The organism is Cellulomonas chengniuliangii, from assembly GCF_024508335.1.
In the GTDB taxonomy this organism is placed as follows: Bacteria; Actinomycetota; Actinomycetes; order Actinomycetales; family Cellulomonadaceae; genus Cellulomonas_A; species Cellulomonas_A chengniuliangii.
This window is the reverse complement of record NZ_CP101988.1, coordinates 2,641,117-2,657,633: the sequence shown is the minus strand read 5'-3', so window position 1 is coordinate 2,657,633 and position 16,517 is coordinate 2,641,117. Positions and strand designations below refer to the sequence as shown.

The 16,517-nt window shown below is 73.2% G+C and carries 12 protein-coding genes; 3 read left to right on the top strand and 9 right to left on the bottom strand.

What is annotated here, in order from left to right; translation table 11 throughout:
- Positions 1 to 42: 42 nt before the first annotated feature.
- The gene (locus tag NP064_RS12270) at positions 43 to 3,342 is read left to right on the top strand and encodes a bifunctional proline dehydrogenase/L-glutamate gamma-semialdehyde dehydrogenase (RefSeq protein WP_227570720.1); all 3,300 of its coding nucleotides are present in this window, start codon (positions 43 to 45) and stop codon (positions 3,340 to 3,342) included.
- A 67-nt stretch (positions 3,343 to 3,409) separates the two neighbouring features.
- Here NP064_RS12270 and NP064_RS12265 read toward each other — a convergent pair whose 3' ends face one another.
- From NP064_RS12265 to NP064_RS12235, 7 genes are all read right to left on the bottom strand, one after another.
- Positions 3,410 to 3,787 carry a fluoride efflux transporter FluC gene (locus NP064_RS12265; RefSeq protein WP_227570721.1) on the bottom strand — a complete coding sequence of 126 codons (378 nt, stop codon included), beginning with the start codon at positions 3,785 to 3,787 and terminating at the stop codon, positions 3,410 to 3,412.
- An 8-nt stretch (positions 3,788 to 3,795) separates the two neighbouring features.
- Positions 3,796 to 4,233: a fluoride efflux transporter FluC gene (locus tag NP064_RS12260; protein ID WP_227570722.1), complete on the bottom strand. Its 438-nt coding sequence runs from the start codon at positions 4,231 to 4,233 to the stop codon at positions 3,796 to 3,798.
- Between the two features lie 33 nt (positions 4,234 to 4,266).
- Positions 4,267 to 5,304, bottom strand: a complete 1,038-nt coding sequence (locus NP064_RS12255) for a LacI family DNA-binding transcriptional regulator (RefSeq protein WP_227570723.1) — start codon at positions 5,302 to 5,304, stop codon at positions 4,267 to 4,269.
- Positions 5,305 to 5,407: 103 nt separating this feature from the next.
- Complete coding sequence (locus NP064_RS12250) at positions 5,408 to 6,325, bottom strand: carbohydrate ABC transporter permease (protein ID WP_227570724.1); 918 nt, start codon at positions 6,323 to 6,325, stop codon at positions 5,408 to 5,410.
- Complete coding sequence (locus NP064_RS12245) at positions 6,322 to 7,326, bottom strand: carbohydrate ABC transporter permease (RefSeq protein WP_227570725.1); 1,005 nt, start codon at positions 7,324 to 7,326, stop codon at positions 6,322 to 6,324. Before NP064_RS12245 ends, NP064_RS12250 begins: the two co-directional genes overlap by 4 nt.
- An 88-nt stretch (positions 7,327 to 7,414) precedes the next feature.
- On the bottom strand, positions 7,415 to 8,698 hold the full coding sequence (locus tag NP064_RS12240) for an ABC transporter substrate-binding protein (RefSeq protein ID WP_227570764.1): 1,284 nt from the start codon (positions 8,696 to 8,698) through the stop codon (positions 7,415 to 7,417).
- 307 nt (positions 8,699 to 9,005) lie between these two features.
- Positions 9,006 to 9,521, bottom strand: coding sequence for a DUF2505 domain-containing protein (locus NP064_RS12235; protein ID WP_227570726.1), 516 nt, complete (start codon positions 9,519 to 9,521; stop codon positions 9,006 to 9,008).
- A 111-nt stretch (positions 9,522 to 9,632) separates the two neighbouring features.
- On the opposite strand from NP064_RS12235, the gene NP064_RS12230 reads away from it, so the two are divergent.
- Positions 9,633 to 11,120 (top strand): sensor histidine kinase, encoded by a 1,488-nt coding sequence (locus NP064_RS12230; RefSeq protein WP_227570727.1) that lies wholly within the window; start codon positions 9,633 to 9,635, stop codon positions 11,118 to 11,120.
- Positions 11,121 to 11,227: 107 nt separating this feature from the next.
- On the opposite strand, the gene NP064_RS12225 is transcribed toward NP064_RS12230, so the two are convergent.
- Complete coding sequence (locus NP064_RS12225) at positions 11,228 to 11,476, bottom strand: WhiB family transcriptional regulator (RefSeq protein ID WP_066582690.1); 249 nt, start codon at positions 11,474 to 11,476, stop codon at positions 11,228 to 11,230.
- 443 nt (positions 11,477 to 11,919) lie between these two features.
- Between NP064_RS12225 and NP064_RS12220 the strand changes: the two genes are divergently transcribed.
- Entirely contained in the window at positions 11,920 to 12,342 is a 423-nt protein-coding gene (locus tag NP064_RS12220) for a hypothetical protein (RefSeq protein ID WP_227570728.1), read from the top strand.
- Between the two features lie 129 nt (positions 12,343 to 12,471).
- On the opposite strand, the gene NP064_RS12215 is transcribed toward NP064_RS12220, so the two are convergent.
- The gene (locus NP064_RS12215; protein WP_227570729.1) at positions 12,472 to 16,482 is read right to left on the bottom strand and encodes an FtsK/SpoIIIE domain-containing protein; all 4,011 of its coding nucleotides are present in this window, start codon (positions 16,480 to 16,482) and stop codon (positions 12,472 to 12,474) included.
- Positions 16,483 to 16,517 lie beyond the last annotated feature (35 nt).

Below are 16,517 nucleotides of genomic sequence, written 5' to 3'. Positions count from 1 at the left end.
TCGAGACAAGACGGTGACCGCTGTTGGCCGGACGATGGGGGCATGCGCATCAGCACCGCCCTGGTCGAGGAGTCGCTCGCCCTCGCCGACCGTTGGGTCGCCGCCACGGCAGCGGGGGAGACCCCGCGTGAGCGCCGCACCACGGCCCGCCTCGCAGCGCTCGTCTCCGACCCGGTGGGCCTGGACCTCGCGGTGCGGTTCGTCGACCGCGTGGCACGCCCAGAGGACGTGCGCGTCGCGGCGCGCGAGCTCGCCGGGCTCGCCGCCGCGCAGTCGGCGGCCGCCGGATTCCTCGGCCCGGTCGACCGGGCCCTGCTGGCCTGCGGCGCGCGGCTCGCCACCGTTCTGCCGGGCGTGGTGGTGCCGGCCGCACGCGTCCGGCTGCGCCAGCTCGTGGGCCACCTGGTGGCCGACGCCGGGCCGGGCCTGGGAGGGCGCCTCGCCCGGGCCCGGGCCGACGGGTTCCGCCTCAACCTCAACCTGCTCGGCGAGGCGGTGCTGGGGGAGCGCGAGGCAGCGCAGCGGCTGGAGCGGGTGATCGCGCTGGTCGAGCGCCCCGACGTGGACTACGTCTCGGTCAAGGCGTCGGCGGTCGCGAGCCAGCTCTCCACCTGGGACACCGTGGGAAGCCGCGACCGGCTCGTCTTCCGGCTGCGTCCGCTGTGCCTGGCGGCCGCCCGCCACGGGGTGTTCGTCAACCTCGACATGGAGGAGTACCGCGACCTGGCGCTCACCGTCCAGGTCTTCGAGCGGCTGGTGCTCGACCCGGCACTCCTGCACGCCGAGGCGGGCATTGTGCTCCAGGCGTACCTTCCCGACGCTGTCGCGGCGCTCGACGAGCTCACAGAGATCGCCGCCCGGCGCCGGGCGGCGGGCGGTGCTCGGATCAAGGTCCGCCTGGTCAAGGGCGCCAACCTCGCCATGGAGCGGGTCGAGGCCGAGCTGCACGGCTGGGAGCAGGCGCCGTTCCGCTCCAAGCCCGAGGTGGACGCCCAGTACGTGCGGCTCCTCGACCGGGCTCTCCAGCCCGAGCGGACCGCGATGGTGCGGATCGGGGCCGCGAGCCACAACCTCTTCCACGTCGCGCTCGCGCACCTGCTCTCCGAGGACCGAGGCGTCGGAGAGGCGCTGGACATCGAGATGCTGCAGGGCATGGCGCCCGCCCAGGCGCGCGCCGTGCGCGACGATGTCGGCGACGTCCTGCTGTACACGCCCGCGGTGGCGCGCGCCGACTTCGACGTGGCCATCTCCTACCTGGTGCGCCGCCTCGAGGAGAACGCGGCGCCGCAGAACTACCTGCACGCGCTCTTCAGCCCCGAGGGCGGGCACGGTCTCGACGGGCAGCGCGAGGCGTTCCTCGCGTCCGTCCGCGACGCCCAGGAGCCCACCAGCCCGCCGCAGCGCACACCTCGGGGCGAGGCGGTCGAACCGCCGCCGGGCGCCCCGTTCGCCAACGCGCCCGACACCGACCCCGCTGTCGCGGAGCACCGCCGATGGGCGGGCGACCTGCTGACGCGGGACGTCGACGTGCCCGATGGCATCGTCGTGGACACCGTCGCCGGGGTGGACCGGGCCGTCGAGCGGGCCTCCGCTGTGGCCGCCGGATGGGCGGGCGCCTCGCCCCGAGACCGGGCGCGGTTGCTGCGGCGTGCGGCCCTGCACCTCGAGAGGGCACGCACCGACCTCGTCGCCACCATGGTGCAGGAGGCCGGCAAGACCGTCGCCGAGGCCGATCCCGAGGTCAGCGAGGCAGTCGACTTCGCCCGCTACTACGCGGACCAGGCCGAGCGCCTGGCCGACGGGTCGACGCCCGGCGCCCATTTCCGCCCGGAGGGCCTCACGGTGGTCACCCCGCCGTGGAACTTCCCCGTCGCGATCCCCGTCGGCTCGGTGCTGGCCGCCCTGGCTGCCGGCTCGCCCGTGATCGTCAAGCCCGCGCCCCCCACACCCCGCTGCGTCCAGGTGGCGATGGGCGCGGTGCACCGGGCGATGGACGAGCTCGGGACGCCGCGCGACGTGCTGCAGGTGGTGCTCGCGCCCGAGGGCAGCGTGGGGCGCAGGCTCGTGAGCCATCCGGCTGTGCGTCGGGTGCTGCTCACCGGGGCGATCGAGACCGCCAGGCTCTTCGCGTCCTGGCGCCCCGACCTGGACGTCCTCGCCGAGACCTCCGGCAAGAACGCGCTGGTCGTCACCCCCTCCGCGGACCTCGACCTGGCTGTCGCCGACGTGGTGCGCTCGGCATTCGGCCACGCGGGCCAGAAGTGCTCGGCCGCGTCGCTGCTCATCCTGGTGGGGTCGGCCGGGCGCTCGGAGCGGCTGCGCCGCCAGCTCGTGGACGCCGTCGAGTCGTTGCAGGTCGGATCCCCGGACGACCTGGCCACCACGATGGGCCCGCTCACGGAGCCGGCCACGGGCAAGTTGCTGCACGCGCTGACGGAGCTGGACCCGGGGGAGCGCTGGGTGGTGCGGCCTCGGCGGCTCGACGACGAGGGGCGGCTGTGGACTCCCGGCGTGAAGGTCGGCGTCGCCCCCGGGTCCCCGTTCCACATCACCGAGTACTTCGGGCCTGTCCTCGGCATCATGCGGGTCGAGACCCTCGACGAGGCGATCGTGCTGCAGAACGCCGTCCCCTTCGGCCTCACGGGCGGGCTGCACTCGCTCGACGAGAACGAGATCGACCGGTGGCTCGACCGGGTCGAGGTCGGCAACGCCTACGTCAACCGGCACATCACGGGAGCGATCGTCCGGCGCCAGCCCTTCGGCGGGTGGAAGGCGTCTGTCGTGGGCCCGGGGGCAAAGGCGGGTGGCCCGGACTACGTCGCCGAGCTGGGCGTCTGGTCGGACTCACCCGACGTGCCGCGTGAGGACGCCGACTGGCTCGCCTGGGCCTTGGCCGACGACGCGCGGTGCTGGGCGCAGGACCTGGGCGTCGAGCACGACCCGAGCGGCCTGCGCGCGGAGTCGAACGTCCTGCGCTACCGGCCCGTCCCCCACCTGACGATCCGGGTCGGCGCTGGCGCCCGGGAGGTGGAGGTCGAGCGCGTCCTCGCCGCCGCGCGCCTCGTCGGGACGCCGGTCACCGTCAGCCGGCTCGACGTCGACGACGACGATGCCTTCGCCGCCCATGTCCGTGAGGGCAGGGTGGAGGGCAGGATCCGGGTGGTGGGCAAGGTCGAGGGCCTGCGGGCTGCGGCGTCCCATCGGATCGGCCACGTGACCGTTCTCGACTGCCCCGTGCTGGCGAGCGCCCGTCGCGAGCTGCTCACCGTGCTGCGCGCCCAGTCGATCAGCCGGACCCGCCACCGGTTCGGCCACGTCGAGGCGCGGGACGGCGCGGGCTAGCGGCTGCGAGGGTGCTCGCCGCGCCCGCCTGAGGAGCCGCGGTTGGTCTCGCGGGCAGGGCGTGCGCTCAGAGCAGGATGTGGAACATCGCCGCGCCGGCGCCGAGCCCGAGGGCCAGGTGCAGGGCGATGTCGAGGACGGCGTGCGCCACCCGGTGGTCGCGTGCCAGGCTCACGACGTCGAGCGCGAACGTCGAGAAGGTCGTGAGGCCGCCGGCCAGGCCGATGCCGAGCACGGTGAGCCACGGCGAGCTGATCACCCCGCGGGCGGCGAGCGCCGCGGCGGCCCCGAGCGCCACCGAGCCCACGACGTTCACCGTGAGGGTCGCCCATGGGAAGGATGGGCGCCCGAGTCCTCGGCGCTCCCGGGCTCGCGCGTGCAGCCGCTCGGTGGCGAAGCGGAGCTGCGCGCCGACGCCTGACCCGACGGCGACGCCTACCACCACCCAGCCGTTCACTTGCTCCACCCGTGGGCGGTCGTGGGGGAGTCGCCGGCGCGGCGTCGCCGCGCCGGTAGTCGCGCGCCCACAGCCGCCCCCGCGCCGGCAGCGGCGACCCCGACGAGGACGGACGACACCAGGTAGGCCATCGCGGTCCCCACCTCGCCGCCCGTCGCGAGGACGTCGACGGCGTGCGCGTACGCGGAGAACGTGGTGAAGCCGCCCAGGAGGCCGGTGCCGAGGGCTGTACGCACCCAGGGCGGCGCTTGCCGCCGCCCCACGATCCCCACGACCAGCAGCCCCAGCGCGAACGCGCCGACCATGTTCACGGTGAAGGTCGTCCACGGGAATGCGCCAGCGGCCTCGTCGACGACCGTGGTGGCGCCCCATCGCAGCAGGCCGCCGACGGCGCCGCCGACCCCGACCAGCAGGTACGCGAGGGAGCGACTCATGACCGGTGGTTGGCCATCAGGCTCCGCACGGGCTCACGCAGAGGCGCGGATGACGAGCTCGGGCGCGAAGATCAGCGGCGCGTCCGCGTAGCCACCGCTGAGCTGCTCGAGCAGCCGTTCCCCGGCCGCCCGCGCCATCGCGGCCACGGGCTGGATGACCGTGGTCAGCGCGGGGTTCGTGGACGTCGCGACCCCGAGGTTGTCATAGCCGACGACGGCGATGTCGCCAGGCACGTCGTATCCGAGCTCGGCCAGCACGCCTAGGGCGCCCGCGGCCATCAGATCGGACGCGATGAAGATCGCGTCGAGGTCGGGGTGGTCCTCGAGCAGGCGGCGCGCGCTGGAGGCGCCGGACGCGATGGTGAAGTCGCCGTGCACGACGGCGGCCTCGGAGAGCCCTGCGGCGGTGACGGCCTGCCGCCATCCCGCGAGCCGGTCGATCCCGGCGGACATGTCGAGCGGGCCCGCGATGGTGCCGATCCGGCGGCGGCCGAGGTCGATGAGGTGCTGCGTCGCGATGCGTCCGCCCGCGACGTTGTCGGTGTCGACGTACTGGGTGTCGCCCTCCGACAGCGGCCGCCCCACGAAGACGTTGGGAAGGTGCGACTGGCGCAGCGCCTGGTCGAGCGCGTCGTCCCGGTGGTGGGAGACGACGATGGCCCCGTCGACGTGCCCGTTGCGCAGGTACCGGATGGTGCGCGCGCTGTCGCCCGGGCGGGCGATGACCAGCACCAACTGGAGGTCCGAGTCGGAGAGGGCGCTGCTCAACCCGTTGAGCGTGCCGGCGAAGAACGGGTCCGAGAGCACGCGGTCGTCAGGCTCGGGCACGACCAGGGCGATCGAGTCCGTGCGACGGGTGACCAGCGAGCGCGCGGCACGGTTGGGCGTGTACCCGAGTTCTGCCACCGCGGCCTCGACCGAGGCCAGCGCCTCGGGGGAGACGCGGAGCCCGCCGTTGATGGCGCGTGACGCGGTGGATCGGGAGACGCCGGCCCGCTCGGCAACCTGCTCGAGCGTGGGCGCGATCGGGCGTCCCGCGTCCGTTCTGGTCGTGGTGCTGTCGACCGTCATTGGTCGTCCCTTCCTTAGCCGCTCACGCAGCGTGATGTCGCACCGGTGAACGGGGTGCGGCGGTGGTCGAGGTGACCACCGCCGCACATCCGATCGCTCAGGGTCAGCCCTTGACTGCGCCCTGCATGATGCCAGCGACGAGCTGGCGTCCCGCGAAGATGAACACGATGACCAGCGGAATCACCGAGAGGGTGACGCCCGCCATGATGAGCGACATGTCCTTGAAGTACGTCGCCTGAAGCAGCTGGACCGCCACCGGCAACGTGGGGTTGCTTGGCCCCAGGACGATGAACGGCCAGAAGAAGTTCGTCCAGGACCCCACGAAGGAGAACAGCCCGAGCATCGCGGCGGCCGGGCGGGCCGCCGGGAGTGCGACGTGCCAGAACGTGCGGATCATCGACGCGCCGTCCACACGGGCGGCCTCGATCAGCTCGTAGGGCAGCGCCCCTTCAAGGTACTGCGTCATCCAGAACACGCCGAACGCGGTGACCATCCCGGGAACGATGACCGCGATGAGCTTGCCGGTCCAACCGAGCTCCGACATCACGATGAACAGCGGGACGATGCCGAGCTGGGTCGGGACGGCCGTGGTCGCCACGACGAACACGAGCAGCGGCCCGCGGCCCTTGAAGCGGAGCTTCGCGAACGAGTACCCGGCGAGCGTCGAGAAGAACACGACGGAGACGGCGGTCACCGTCGAGACGATGACCGAGTTCCAGAGCGCCTTCCAGAAGTGGATGTCCGCGCTGAGGACGCGCTCCACGTTGGTGAAGAACTCGCCCCGGGGGATCAGCGAGGGGACCGGGTTCTGCGCGATCGTGCCCGAGTCCGACGTCGCCAGAAGGAAGGCGAAGTACAGCGGGTACGCCGAGATCAGGATGACCAGGGTCAGGATCGCGTAGGTCACCCAGCCCGGCCTGCGGTCCGAGCCAGCGCCCTTGGACTTGCGGCGGCTGGCGGCGGCGCGTGCGGCGCCGCGTCCAGCGGTCTGCTGGATGACGGGGATCGAAGGCGCGCTCATCGCTTCTGCTTCTTCCTGGACTTGGGCGCCGAGTCGGACGCGATGCGACGGGTGATGGAGAAGTTGATCAGCCCGATGACCAGGATGATGATGAAGAGGATCCAGGCGACTGCGGCAGCGCGGCCGAAGCTCTTCTGGGAACCCCATCCGATCTCGTACAGGTACATCGTCACGGTCATCCACTGGCGGTCGCCGCCGCCGAGGCCGAACTGGTCGAACAGTCGCGGCTCGTCGAAGATCTGCAGGCCGCCGATGGTGGACGTGACGACCACGAAGATGATGGTCGGGCGGAGCATGGGCACGGTGACCGAGAAGAACTGGCGGAGCCGGCCGGCGCCGTCGAGGATCGCGGCCTCGTAGAGCTCGCGCGGCACGGCCTGCATCGCGGCGAGGAAGATCAGCGTGTTGTAGCCGATCCAGCGGAAGTTCACCATCGAGGAGATGGCGACGTGGCTCGCGAGGACGTCGGCGTGCCAGCGGATCGGCTCGATCCCGATGCCGCCGAGGACGGCGTTGATCAGGCCCGACTGGTCGGCGAAGAGCTTGCCGAAGATCAGGGAGACCGCGACGGGGGCGACGACGAACGGCAGGAGAACGCCCATCCGCCAGAAGGTCTTGGCGCGGAGGTTCGCGTCCAGGACGGCCGCGATCGTGATCGCGAGAAGGACCTGCGGCACCGAGGAGAGCAAGAAGATGCTGAACGTGTTCCGCAGCGCCTTCCAGAAGGGCGGCTGCTGCAGGACGTGCAGGAAGTTCTCCATCCCGACGAACTCACCCTGGCCACCGATGAGGTGCCACTGGTGCATCGAGACCCACGCCGTGTAGAGCAGCGGGAACATGCCCACGATGGCGAAGAGGATGAAGAACGGGGAGATGTAGAGGTACGGCGAGAGTTTGACGTCCCACCGGCCAAGCCGCTGACCGAAGCCGAGCCGGCGGGGCTCGCGGTCCTGGGACCGGCTGGGCCTACGGTCGAGCTTCGGCGTCGTGGAGGTGACCATCAGAATCCTTTGAGGGCGCTGAGCAGGGCGGTTACAGGGGGGCGCCGGGGCGCCGGTCGTCAAGACCGGCGCCCCGGCACCATGAGCGTCAGCCCAGTGCCTTGACTGCCTCGACGAACTTCGTCCAGGACGTGTCAATGTCGTCGGTCTTCTCCACGTCGACACGCGTGAGGGCGCTGCCCATCGCGTCGTTCACCGCGAAGTAGTTCGGGCCCTTGAACGGGGTGACCGTGACCGCTGCGGCGCGGTTGGCGAGGATCTCGCCGGTGGGCGCGTTGTTGAAGAAGGCGTTGGTCTGGCCGAGCAGGTCCTGGCTGGAGAGCGCCTCGACCTGGCTCGGGAACGTGCCCTTCGACTTGAACGCCTTGATCTGCTGCTCGGGAGCGGTGAGCCACGCGGCGAGAGCCTTGGCCTCCTCCGGGTGCTCCGTCTGGGTCGGGACGGTCAGGAACGCGCCGCCCCAGTTGCCGCCGCCGCCGGGGAAGACGTCAGCGATGTCCCAGCCGGTCACGCCCTCGGCGTTGCCCTCGATGACACCGAGCATCCAGCCCGGGGCCAGCATGACGGCGAAGCCGTCGTTCTGGAAGGCGGACTGCCAGTCGTCGCTCCACTGCGCGAAGCCGGCCGACAGCTTGTCCTGCGTGGAGGCGTTGAGGACGGTGGTGAAGATGTCCTTGACCTCGGCGCTGTCCGCGGCGGTGATCTCCAGCGTGTCGGGGTCCTCGTACGCGGCCTCGACCTGGTTGATCATGCCCTGGTAGATGGCGCCGGCCGAGTCGTAGAACGGCTTCCCGGTGGCGGCGGTGTACTGCTTGCCGACCTCGAAGAACTTGTCCCACGTGGCGTCGTCGCCACCGAAGAGCGCGGCGACCGACTCACGGTCCGACGGGAGGCCAGCGGCCTCGAGCAGGTCCGCGCGGTACGCGATGGCCTCGGGGCCGATGTCCGTGCCATAGCCGAGGAGGCGGCCCTCGGGGTCGGTCGCCTGGGCGGACTTCCAATCGAGCCAGCGGCCCTCGACCTCGTCAGAGGTGAGGTCGGTGAACTTGTCGGGGTACTGGAGCAGCTCGGGCAGCCAGTCGACCTCGACGGCCTCGATGTCCGACAGGCCGGAGCCCGCGGCGAGACGCGTGTTGATGTTGGCGCGAGCCTCGTCGGCCGTGGCGGCCTTCTTGTGCTCGATCTTGATGTTCGGGTTCAGGCTCTCGTACTCGGGGATGAGCTCCTCGTAGCCGAACTCGTTGAACGTGCCGATGGTGAGCGTGATCTGCTCGTCGCCGTCGGCGGCGGGCTCGCCGCTGCCGCTGTCCGAGCTTCCGCAGGCGGTGGCCAGGAGGGCGATGCCCGTGACCCCGGCCGCAGCCGCCCACATCTTGCGTGTGGTCTTGCGCACTATGACTCCCTTGTCAGTTGACGGCGTCGTCGCCGTACCCATGGGACACGCACCGCCCGGAACCGCTGGCAGCGGTGTCGTCCGGCTCGTGTGGGCCTTGTGGACCCTCGCTTGAGAACGCTCCCAGGGACGAAATGCGGGAGCGTTCCCACGCGCTGCCTGGAACTCTGGCCGCCACCTGGTCAGGTGTCAAGGAGGAGAACCCGCCAAACGGGTGTGGTAGCGATCCCACACCCGCGTTCTTGCAGGTCAGGGCCATTTCGCCTCAGAGCGTGTTACCGAATTGTTACGGCTGGGAACTCGCTTCGTGACCTTCCAGCCAGCGGCGCGCGACGCCCTCCTCGGCCTCCAGCGCGGAACGGATCGCCCGTGCCGCGGCCTCCTCCACGGCCCCGCTGAACAGCGGGATCGCGGCTTTGAGGTCGCCCTCGTAGCTGAGGGTGGACGCGTCCTCGGCGGCCAGCAGCCGCACGGCGCCCGTCAGGCGCACGGGGGCCCCGGCGATCTCGACGACCACGGTGCCCGCGCGCCCGCCGTCGGGGCCGGCGGCCTCCCACGCCTCGACCTGCCGCACATCGATCTGCGAGCCGACGAACCCGCGCATGTTCGCCGGGATCTGGTCGGTGGGGAGCGAGCGCCGCGTCGTGACGGTGAACGCGCCGCCCTCGGCCGGCACCACGTCCACCTGCTGCTCGATGGCGCCGGTCGCGCGGACCTTGGCCTCGACGTACGCGGGGTCTGCGAGCATCTCGGCGACGGTGGCCGGAGACGCCGGGAGGGCGAAGCTGACGCGCAGGTGCACCGATCGGCTCCTTTCGAGGATGTCGACGTGCGCACCGCGGGGGTGGCACAGGTCGAGGCTAGCGCCCTGCGCTGGCCGACGGCATGAGTCACCGCGCCTAGGCTGGATCCCGTGTCCACCCTGAGCGACCTCGCCACACGTCATGCCTCGCTCGACGCCGCCGACCTCGAGTGGCTGCACCTGCTCGTCGGAGACTGGCAGGTCATCTCCGACCTGGCCTTCGCGGACCTCGTGCTGTGGCTGCCCACCGACGACGGCGACTTCATCGCGATCGCGCAGTGCCGTCCCAGCACGGGGGCCACCGTCCACTACGACGACGTGGTCGGCTCGCACGCGCCGGACGGCCAGCGCCCGCAGCTGCAGCGCTCCCTCACCGAGGTGCGCGCGCAGCGGTCCCGCGAGCCGCGCTGGTTCGGCTCCTACGCGGTGCGGGAGGAAGCTGTCCCGGTGGTCCGCGAAGGGCGGGCGATCGCGGTCATCGCACGGCAGACGAACCTCGGCGGTGCTCGGACGCCGAGCCGGCTCGAGCTCAACTACGTCGAGTCCGCCGACGAGCTCATGGGGATGATCGGGCGCGGCGAGTTCCCCGCCACGAACGCGCCCACCGGACCCCGTCGTGGGGCGCCGCGGGTCGGCGACGGGCTCATCCGCCTGAACTCCGAGGGGGAGGTGCTCTACGCGAGCCCGAACGCGTTGAGCTGCTTCCACCGGCTCGGGGCGCTCGGCGACCTCGTGGGCAGATCGCTGATAGAGGTCACCGCCGAGCTCGTGGAGCACAAGGCGCCGGTGGACGAGTCGATGCCGTTGGTGGTCATGGGCCGGGCTCCGTGGCGCACCGACATCGAGGCCCGTGGCGTGGCGCTGTCGTTGCGCGCCGTCCCGCTCACCGAGCGTGGCCAGCGGACCGGCGCGGTGCTGCTCTGCCGCGACGTGTCAGAGCTGCGTCGCCGCGAGCGGGAGCTCATCACCAAGGACGCGACCATCCGGGAGATCCATCACCGGGTCAAGAACAACCTGCAGACCGTCGCGGCGCTGCTCCGTCTCCAGTCGCGCCGGATGAGCAACCCGGAGGCGCGCGAGGCCCTCGACGAGGCCATGCGCCGGGTGGCGACCATCGCCCTCGTGCACGAGACCTTGTCGCAGACCCTCGACGAGTCGGTGCCGTTCGACGACCTGGTGGGCCGGAGCCTGCGGCTGGCCGCGGACGTCGCGTCGGCCGGCAGCCGGGTGCGCACCGTGGTCAGCGGGTCGTTCGGGATGGTTCCCGCCGAGGACGCCACCGCGCTCGCCCTGGTGCTCACCGAACTGGTCACGAACGCCGTCGAGCACGGGCTCTCCGCCGTGGGCGGTGGGACGGTCGAGGTGACCGCCGAGCGGGAGGGCCAGGCGCTGCGGGTGGTGGTGGCCGACGACGGCGGCGGGCTGCCGGAGCTGGCCGGCGCGGGCAGCGGGCTGGGAACCCAGATCGTCTCGACGCTGGTCGCCAACGAGCTGCGCGGGAGCATCGAGTGGGGACCGCGCGAGGGCAGCCGGGGGACTCAGGTCGTGCTCGAGGCTGTGCTTCGCAACCCGAGCAGGGAGAGCGCCGGCTCGATGTGACACGCGAGAGCCGCCCTCAGCGGAGGATGCTGGGGCGGCTCTCGGGTGTTCGCTTGACCGGGCGGCGGGGGGACTGCCGCCCGGTGCTCAGCGGGTCGTGCGGATGCTCAGCTCGCGCGGCGCTGGCGTGCCGTGCGCCGCTTGAGGGCGCGACGCTCGTCCTCGGAGAGGCCGCCCCAGACACCGGCGTCCTGGCCGGACTCGAGGGCCCACTTGAGGCAGGTGTCCACGACCTCGCAGCGACGGCAGACAGCCTTCGCCTCGTCGATCTGCAGCAGTGCGGGACCGGTGTTGCCGATCGGGAAGAACAGCTCGGGGTCTTCGTCCAGGCACGCTGCGCGGTGGCGCCAGTCCATGAAATCTCTCTCCTTGCACAGGGCAAGCCAGGGTCCTCACGAGGGCTCCGGGCTTGATGCGCGCAGCACGGCACAGCAATGTGGCGGCTCGTGTGAATCCTGCGGCGCATGGGTGGGGGGATCAACTGCTGGAAACAGCCTCACACCTGCGGGCACGCAGCACAAGATCTATGGGCGCGCCGGTTCTCCACGTGGCCTGAGGTCTTCATCACACCTGGACGCCACCTGTGAATGGACTGGTCACCCTATCCTGGTCGGCCCGCAGGGCGAAATCGGCCTGGGTGTCGTGCATGACCCACTGTGCGACGCGCTGACCTGCGGGTTCGACAGAGCCCTCGGTTCGGGGGCGGCCGGGGACTGGGCACACCCTGACGGAAGGGCGGTACGACGGTGGTCCGCCGTCAGCGCCCTCGCCTGTGGGGGGCCTCGCGTAGGGTCAGCCGGTGCCCTTGCGACGTGCGCCCCGCCTGCTTGCCCCCCTCTGCCTGCTCGTCCTGCTCGAGGCCGCGCTGCTGGTCGGCCTGGGTGTGGCGTTCGCCGTCGAGATCGTGCGTGGCTCGCAGGTGGTGGGCGCGATGGCGTTCCTCGTGGTGTTCTCTCTGGCGGTGGCCGCCGTCCTGGCGCTCAGTGCCCGTGGGCTGTGGCGCGGGCGACGCTGGGCCCGGTCGCCGGTGCTCACCTGGCAGCTCTTCCTCGTGGTCCTCTCGGTGGGATGGCTCCAGGTGGAGGCGACCGGTTGGGCTGCGGGCATCTTGGCGGCCGCCCTGGCCGTCGGCGTCGGGCTCCTGACGCCCGGGGTCGTCGCCGCGACGACCGGGCGTGGCGACGAGGACGAGCCCGCTGCGCCGCGGTCGCCCCGGCGATAGCGGCGGCACGCGCCCCAGGGCAGCGGGTCCTCGCCGCACGGGCAGGTGATGGCGCTCTGCTGTCAACGTCAACGTCAACGTCAGCCGTCAGCCGTCAGCCGTCAGCCGTCAGCCGTCAGCCGTCAGCCGTCAGCCGTTAGTGGCCGTGGGCGGCAAGGCCGCCTGGACCGGTGTGAGCAGCCGACCGTGCACGACGGCGCCACGACCCGCGGCGTGCGGGTGGGCTGGATCTGTGACGCGCGCCAGGTCGACCCCGAACACGTCCGACGAGCCCGGCTCGGCGGGGTCGAGGACCACGCCCTGGCGGATGGCGCGCAGCCGGGCCATCGGCTCGCGGTAGGCGGTCGCCGCGCGGGCGGTGCGGGCTGAGGCGATCAGGCGGACCCGGCCGGCCGCGCTGGCCAGCCGCTCGGCCTCGACCGGGAACAGTTGCTCGAGGACGTCCAGATCGTCCACCACGAGGTCGACGTCGTGGTCGGCGTCGGCGGCGCCCGCACGGCGCCCTGTGGCGGCGATGGTGTCGAGCAGGGCGGCGAGCCCGTTCGGCTCGGACGCCCAGCGCGCGCCCGGGACGGCGAGCAGCGCGGCGTCTGACGACACCACGGCCACCGCCCTGCCCGCGTGGACGAGGCCGGTGGCGATCACGGTGAGCGTGTTCGTCCGGCCCGAACCCGCAGGACCCACCACGAGGGCCCCTCGGGTGACGTCCAGGAACGTCACGGCGGCGTCGTCGCCGCCCCGCCCGACGGCGGCCCGAGACGCGTCGGGGGCGACCGCGCCGAGATCAGTCCACGCGATCCGCCGGGGAACGGGGCGCAGCCGCAGCGTGGCCGGAGGGCGACCGCTGAGGGCGGGCCACCGGTCCGGCTCGGCGACCTGGCAGTCGCGGGCGTCGGCGCCGTGCAGGTGGACGGCCCGGCCCGGGCGGCGCGGCCGTGTGGCGAGCTCGGCGGGGACGCCGGCGAGCACCTGGTCGACCGGGTCGAGCCCGAGCACGATCCGGTCCTGGAACATCCCTGCGAGGGCCGCGGTGCGCGCGGTCGGGCCGCAGGCGGCCGCCACCGTCACGCCGTTGGCGAGCCCATCGCGCACGACTCCGAGCAGCAGGTCCCCGGCGCCGCCGCGCCCCACGGCGTCGAGCGCCTCGAGCGCCGCCTCCCATCCGTCGACCACCAGCAGCTGCCCGGGTCGCCCGTCGCCGTGGGGCCCGTCCATCAGCAGCGCCAGCAGGCGGGCGAGCCGACGGGGGTCGTCGACGTCCACCGTCGTGCCTATCCCTGGGGCAGCGTCGGCTGACGCGGCCTCGGGCAGCGACAGTCCCACGGCGTGCACGTCCCACCCCAGTGCCAGGGCTCCCGCCGCGGCGGTGCGGAGCGTGGTGGTCCGCCCGGAGCTCGGGGCGCCCTGCACCAGGAGGTGGCCTCGCGCGGGATCCCACCCGACCACGGCGCGGCGTTGCTCGTCCGGCAGGTCGGCGAGGGCCAGCGGCACTGTGGACCGGGTCGTCGGGACATCGGCGGAGGGCACTGCTGACTGGGCGCCTGTCCCGTGTCGCGGCGGGGAAGGACCCATCGGAGGGTCGAGCTCGGAGAGCCGTACCGCAGGCGGGAGCTCGGGCAGCCAGGGGGCACGGGGCATGTCATGGCCCTGGGCTGCCGCTTGGACGGCCGCCAGGTAGAGACGCTGGTCGTCCTGCTGCTCGTCCTGCGCCGGGTGGGAAGCGGCTGCCGGCGGCGTGGTCCACGCGGGCGCCAGCCGCACGGGAGGCCGCGTCCCGGGGGCGCGGATCTGCGCCACCTGGAGGAGCTCGACGGGCCCGTTGCTCCTGCGCAGCGCTGCTCGGCCAGGGCGGTCCGCGGGCAGCCCGGCCGCGTCGGGGACGTCGATCACGTCGAGGGACTCCGTGGCGTCGGTGACCCGCAGCGCGACGCGCAGCGCGATGTTCGCGCGGAGGTCGGCGTTGACAGCTCCTGCGGGTCGCTGGGTGGCGAGCACCAGGTGCATGCCCAGCGAGCGGCCCTGCGCGGCGAGCCGCAGCAGCCCGGGGATGAAGTCCGGGGCCTCGTCGGCCAGCGCGCGGAACTCGTCGACCACCACCAGGAGCCGCGGCGGAGGCGTGGGGGAGCCCGGCGCGGTGGCCGCCCACAACGCGGCGAGGTCTGCGCACCCGGCGGCGGCGAGGGTGTGCTCGCGACGCCGGAGCTCTGCGCGGAGCCCGGCCAACGCGCGCAGGGCGAGCCGCCCGTCGAGGTCGGTGACCTGCCCCACGACGTGCGGAAGCTCGGCGCAGGGCCCGAAGCTCGCGCCGCCCTTGTAGTCGATGAGGGCGATGGCGAGGCGCTCCGGCGGGTGCGTGAGCGCGAGGGACATCACCAGGGTGCGCAGCAGGGCGGACTTCCCCGCGCCCGTCGTGCCGGCGACCAGGGCGTGCGGGCCGTCGCGGACGAGGTCGACCCGCACCGGGCCGTTCGCGCCCTGCCCCAGCACCGCCTCGAGCCCGGTGTGGGATCCGGTGGCCCACGCTCGGGCCACGGCCGCGGCGGTGGGCGGGGGCATGCCGGGCAAGTCGCCGAGGGCGACGTCGCGGGGGAGGGCATCCGCTCCCGGCGCAGGCTCGCCCCCGGCGCCCCCGCCCGGCGTGCCGAGAAGGGCGCCGCCCAGCGCCGTGGCCGGGGCAGGACGCGCACGGGGGTCGAGCCGTAGGCCGGCGACGCGGCGGGCCTGCGCTTCGGCCCACTCCTCGGAGACGGCCTGCAGCGGCGTGTCGGTGTCGGCGAACGGCGTGCTCAGGCGGGCCCCGTGGGCGTCGACCCGCAGCACCGTGCGGCACCAGGCAGGCACGGAGGACAGGGTGGAAGCGAGCACCACCAGGCGCCCCTCGCCGGCCGCGGCGGCCAGGTGGCGCGCCGCCCCGGCGATGCTCGCAGGCCCGTCCACGACCGTGAAGTGCCATTGCCCGTCCCCAGGGCCGATCGTGGGCGCGTCGGCACTCGTCAGCCATCGCGCCCACGACCAGTCCTGGAGCAGCGCCGGGTCGGCGTGGATCGTCAGGCCCGCCGTGCCGTGGGTGCCCACCGCGGCGAGCGCCACGGCACGCGCGCAGCCGAGGGCTTGCGGTCGGGGTCCGACGATGCAGAGCACCCTGTCGGGCCCTGCCAGGTCGGCGCCGAACCGCGGCGTCCCGGGCGCCCCGCAGGCACGCAGGGTGGCCATCGCCAGGTCAGCGGGGTCGCGCAGGGGAGTCCCGTCGGTGGAGGCGTCCATCGGGCTGCCCGGGTGCGAGAGGGCGGCTGGTCTGCCGCGAGCCCGGCGGCGCCGCTCGGCGAGGACCTGGCCCATCCCCAGCAGCGGGCCGATCAACGCGACCAGCAGCAGCGCGCGGTGGCCGGTGGCGATCGCGAGCGCCACCGAGCCGGCGGCCGGGGTCGCCCACGTCCAAGCCGAGGGGCCCGCAGGCGATGTGCCCGCCGGACGACCCTGGTGCTCGCGGGCGGTGGACCGCAGCTCGAGCACGGACGCGCCGGTGACGATCTGGTCACCAGGGCGCAGCACCGTCCACCGGCCGCGCAGGGCGCCGGCGCCGGCGCGTCGGAGCCGCAGCCGTCCGTCGGCCCGTGCCGGTCGGGGCAGCCACCGCCTCGCGCGGCGCAGCGTCGTGCCGTTGGAGGATCCCAGGTCTCGTGCCCGCGCTCCGCGGTGGTGCGGGCGCAGCTCCAGGTGCCGGGACGACATCAGCGGGTCGGCCAGCAGGAGGGCGCCGGCTGCGCCCGGGAGTTCGTCGGAGCCCCTGCGTCCGACGACGGTCCCGGGCGTGACAGCCAGCAGCCCTCCGCAGTCCGGCCCGGCGACGACGGCGAGGTGGACGCTCGCCCGCAGGGCCGCCTCGTCCTCCGATCGGGGGCCCCGCCCGAGCCGCAGGACGGCGCCCGCGACGAGAGGGGAGGTGCCGCACGGGTGGGCGTCGTCCAGCGGACTCGCCCCCACCGCCAGCCGCTCGGAGCACGCCCACCCGAGGTGCCCGGTGACCTTGGCCAGGTGCGCGCGCAGGTCGCCCAGTCGGGCGCCGGCGTCGACCTCCACATCGACGCTCCGCCAGGCCTGGGGGCTCGCGGGATCAGGGCTGTGGAGGGTCAGGCGCACCCCGCCACACTGCCGGGGGGACCCGCACGGCGACG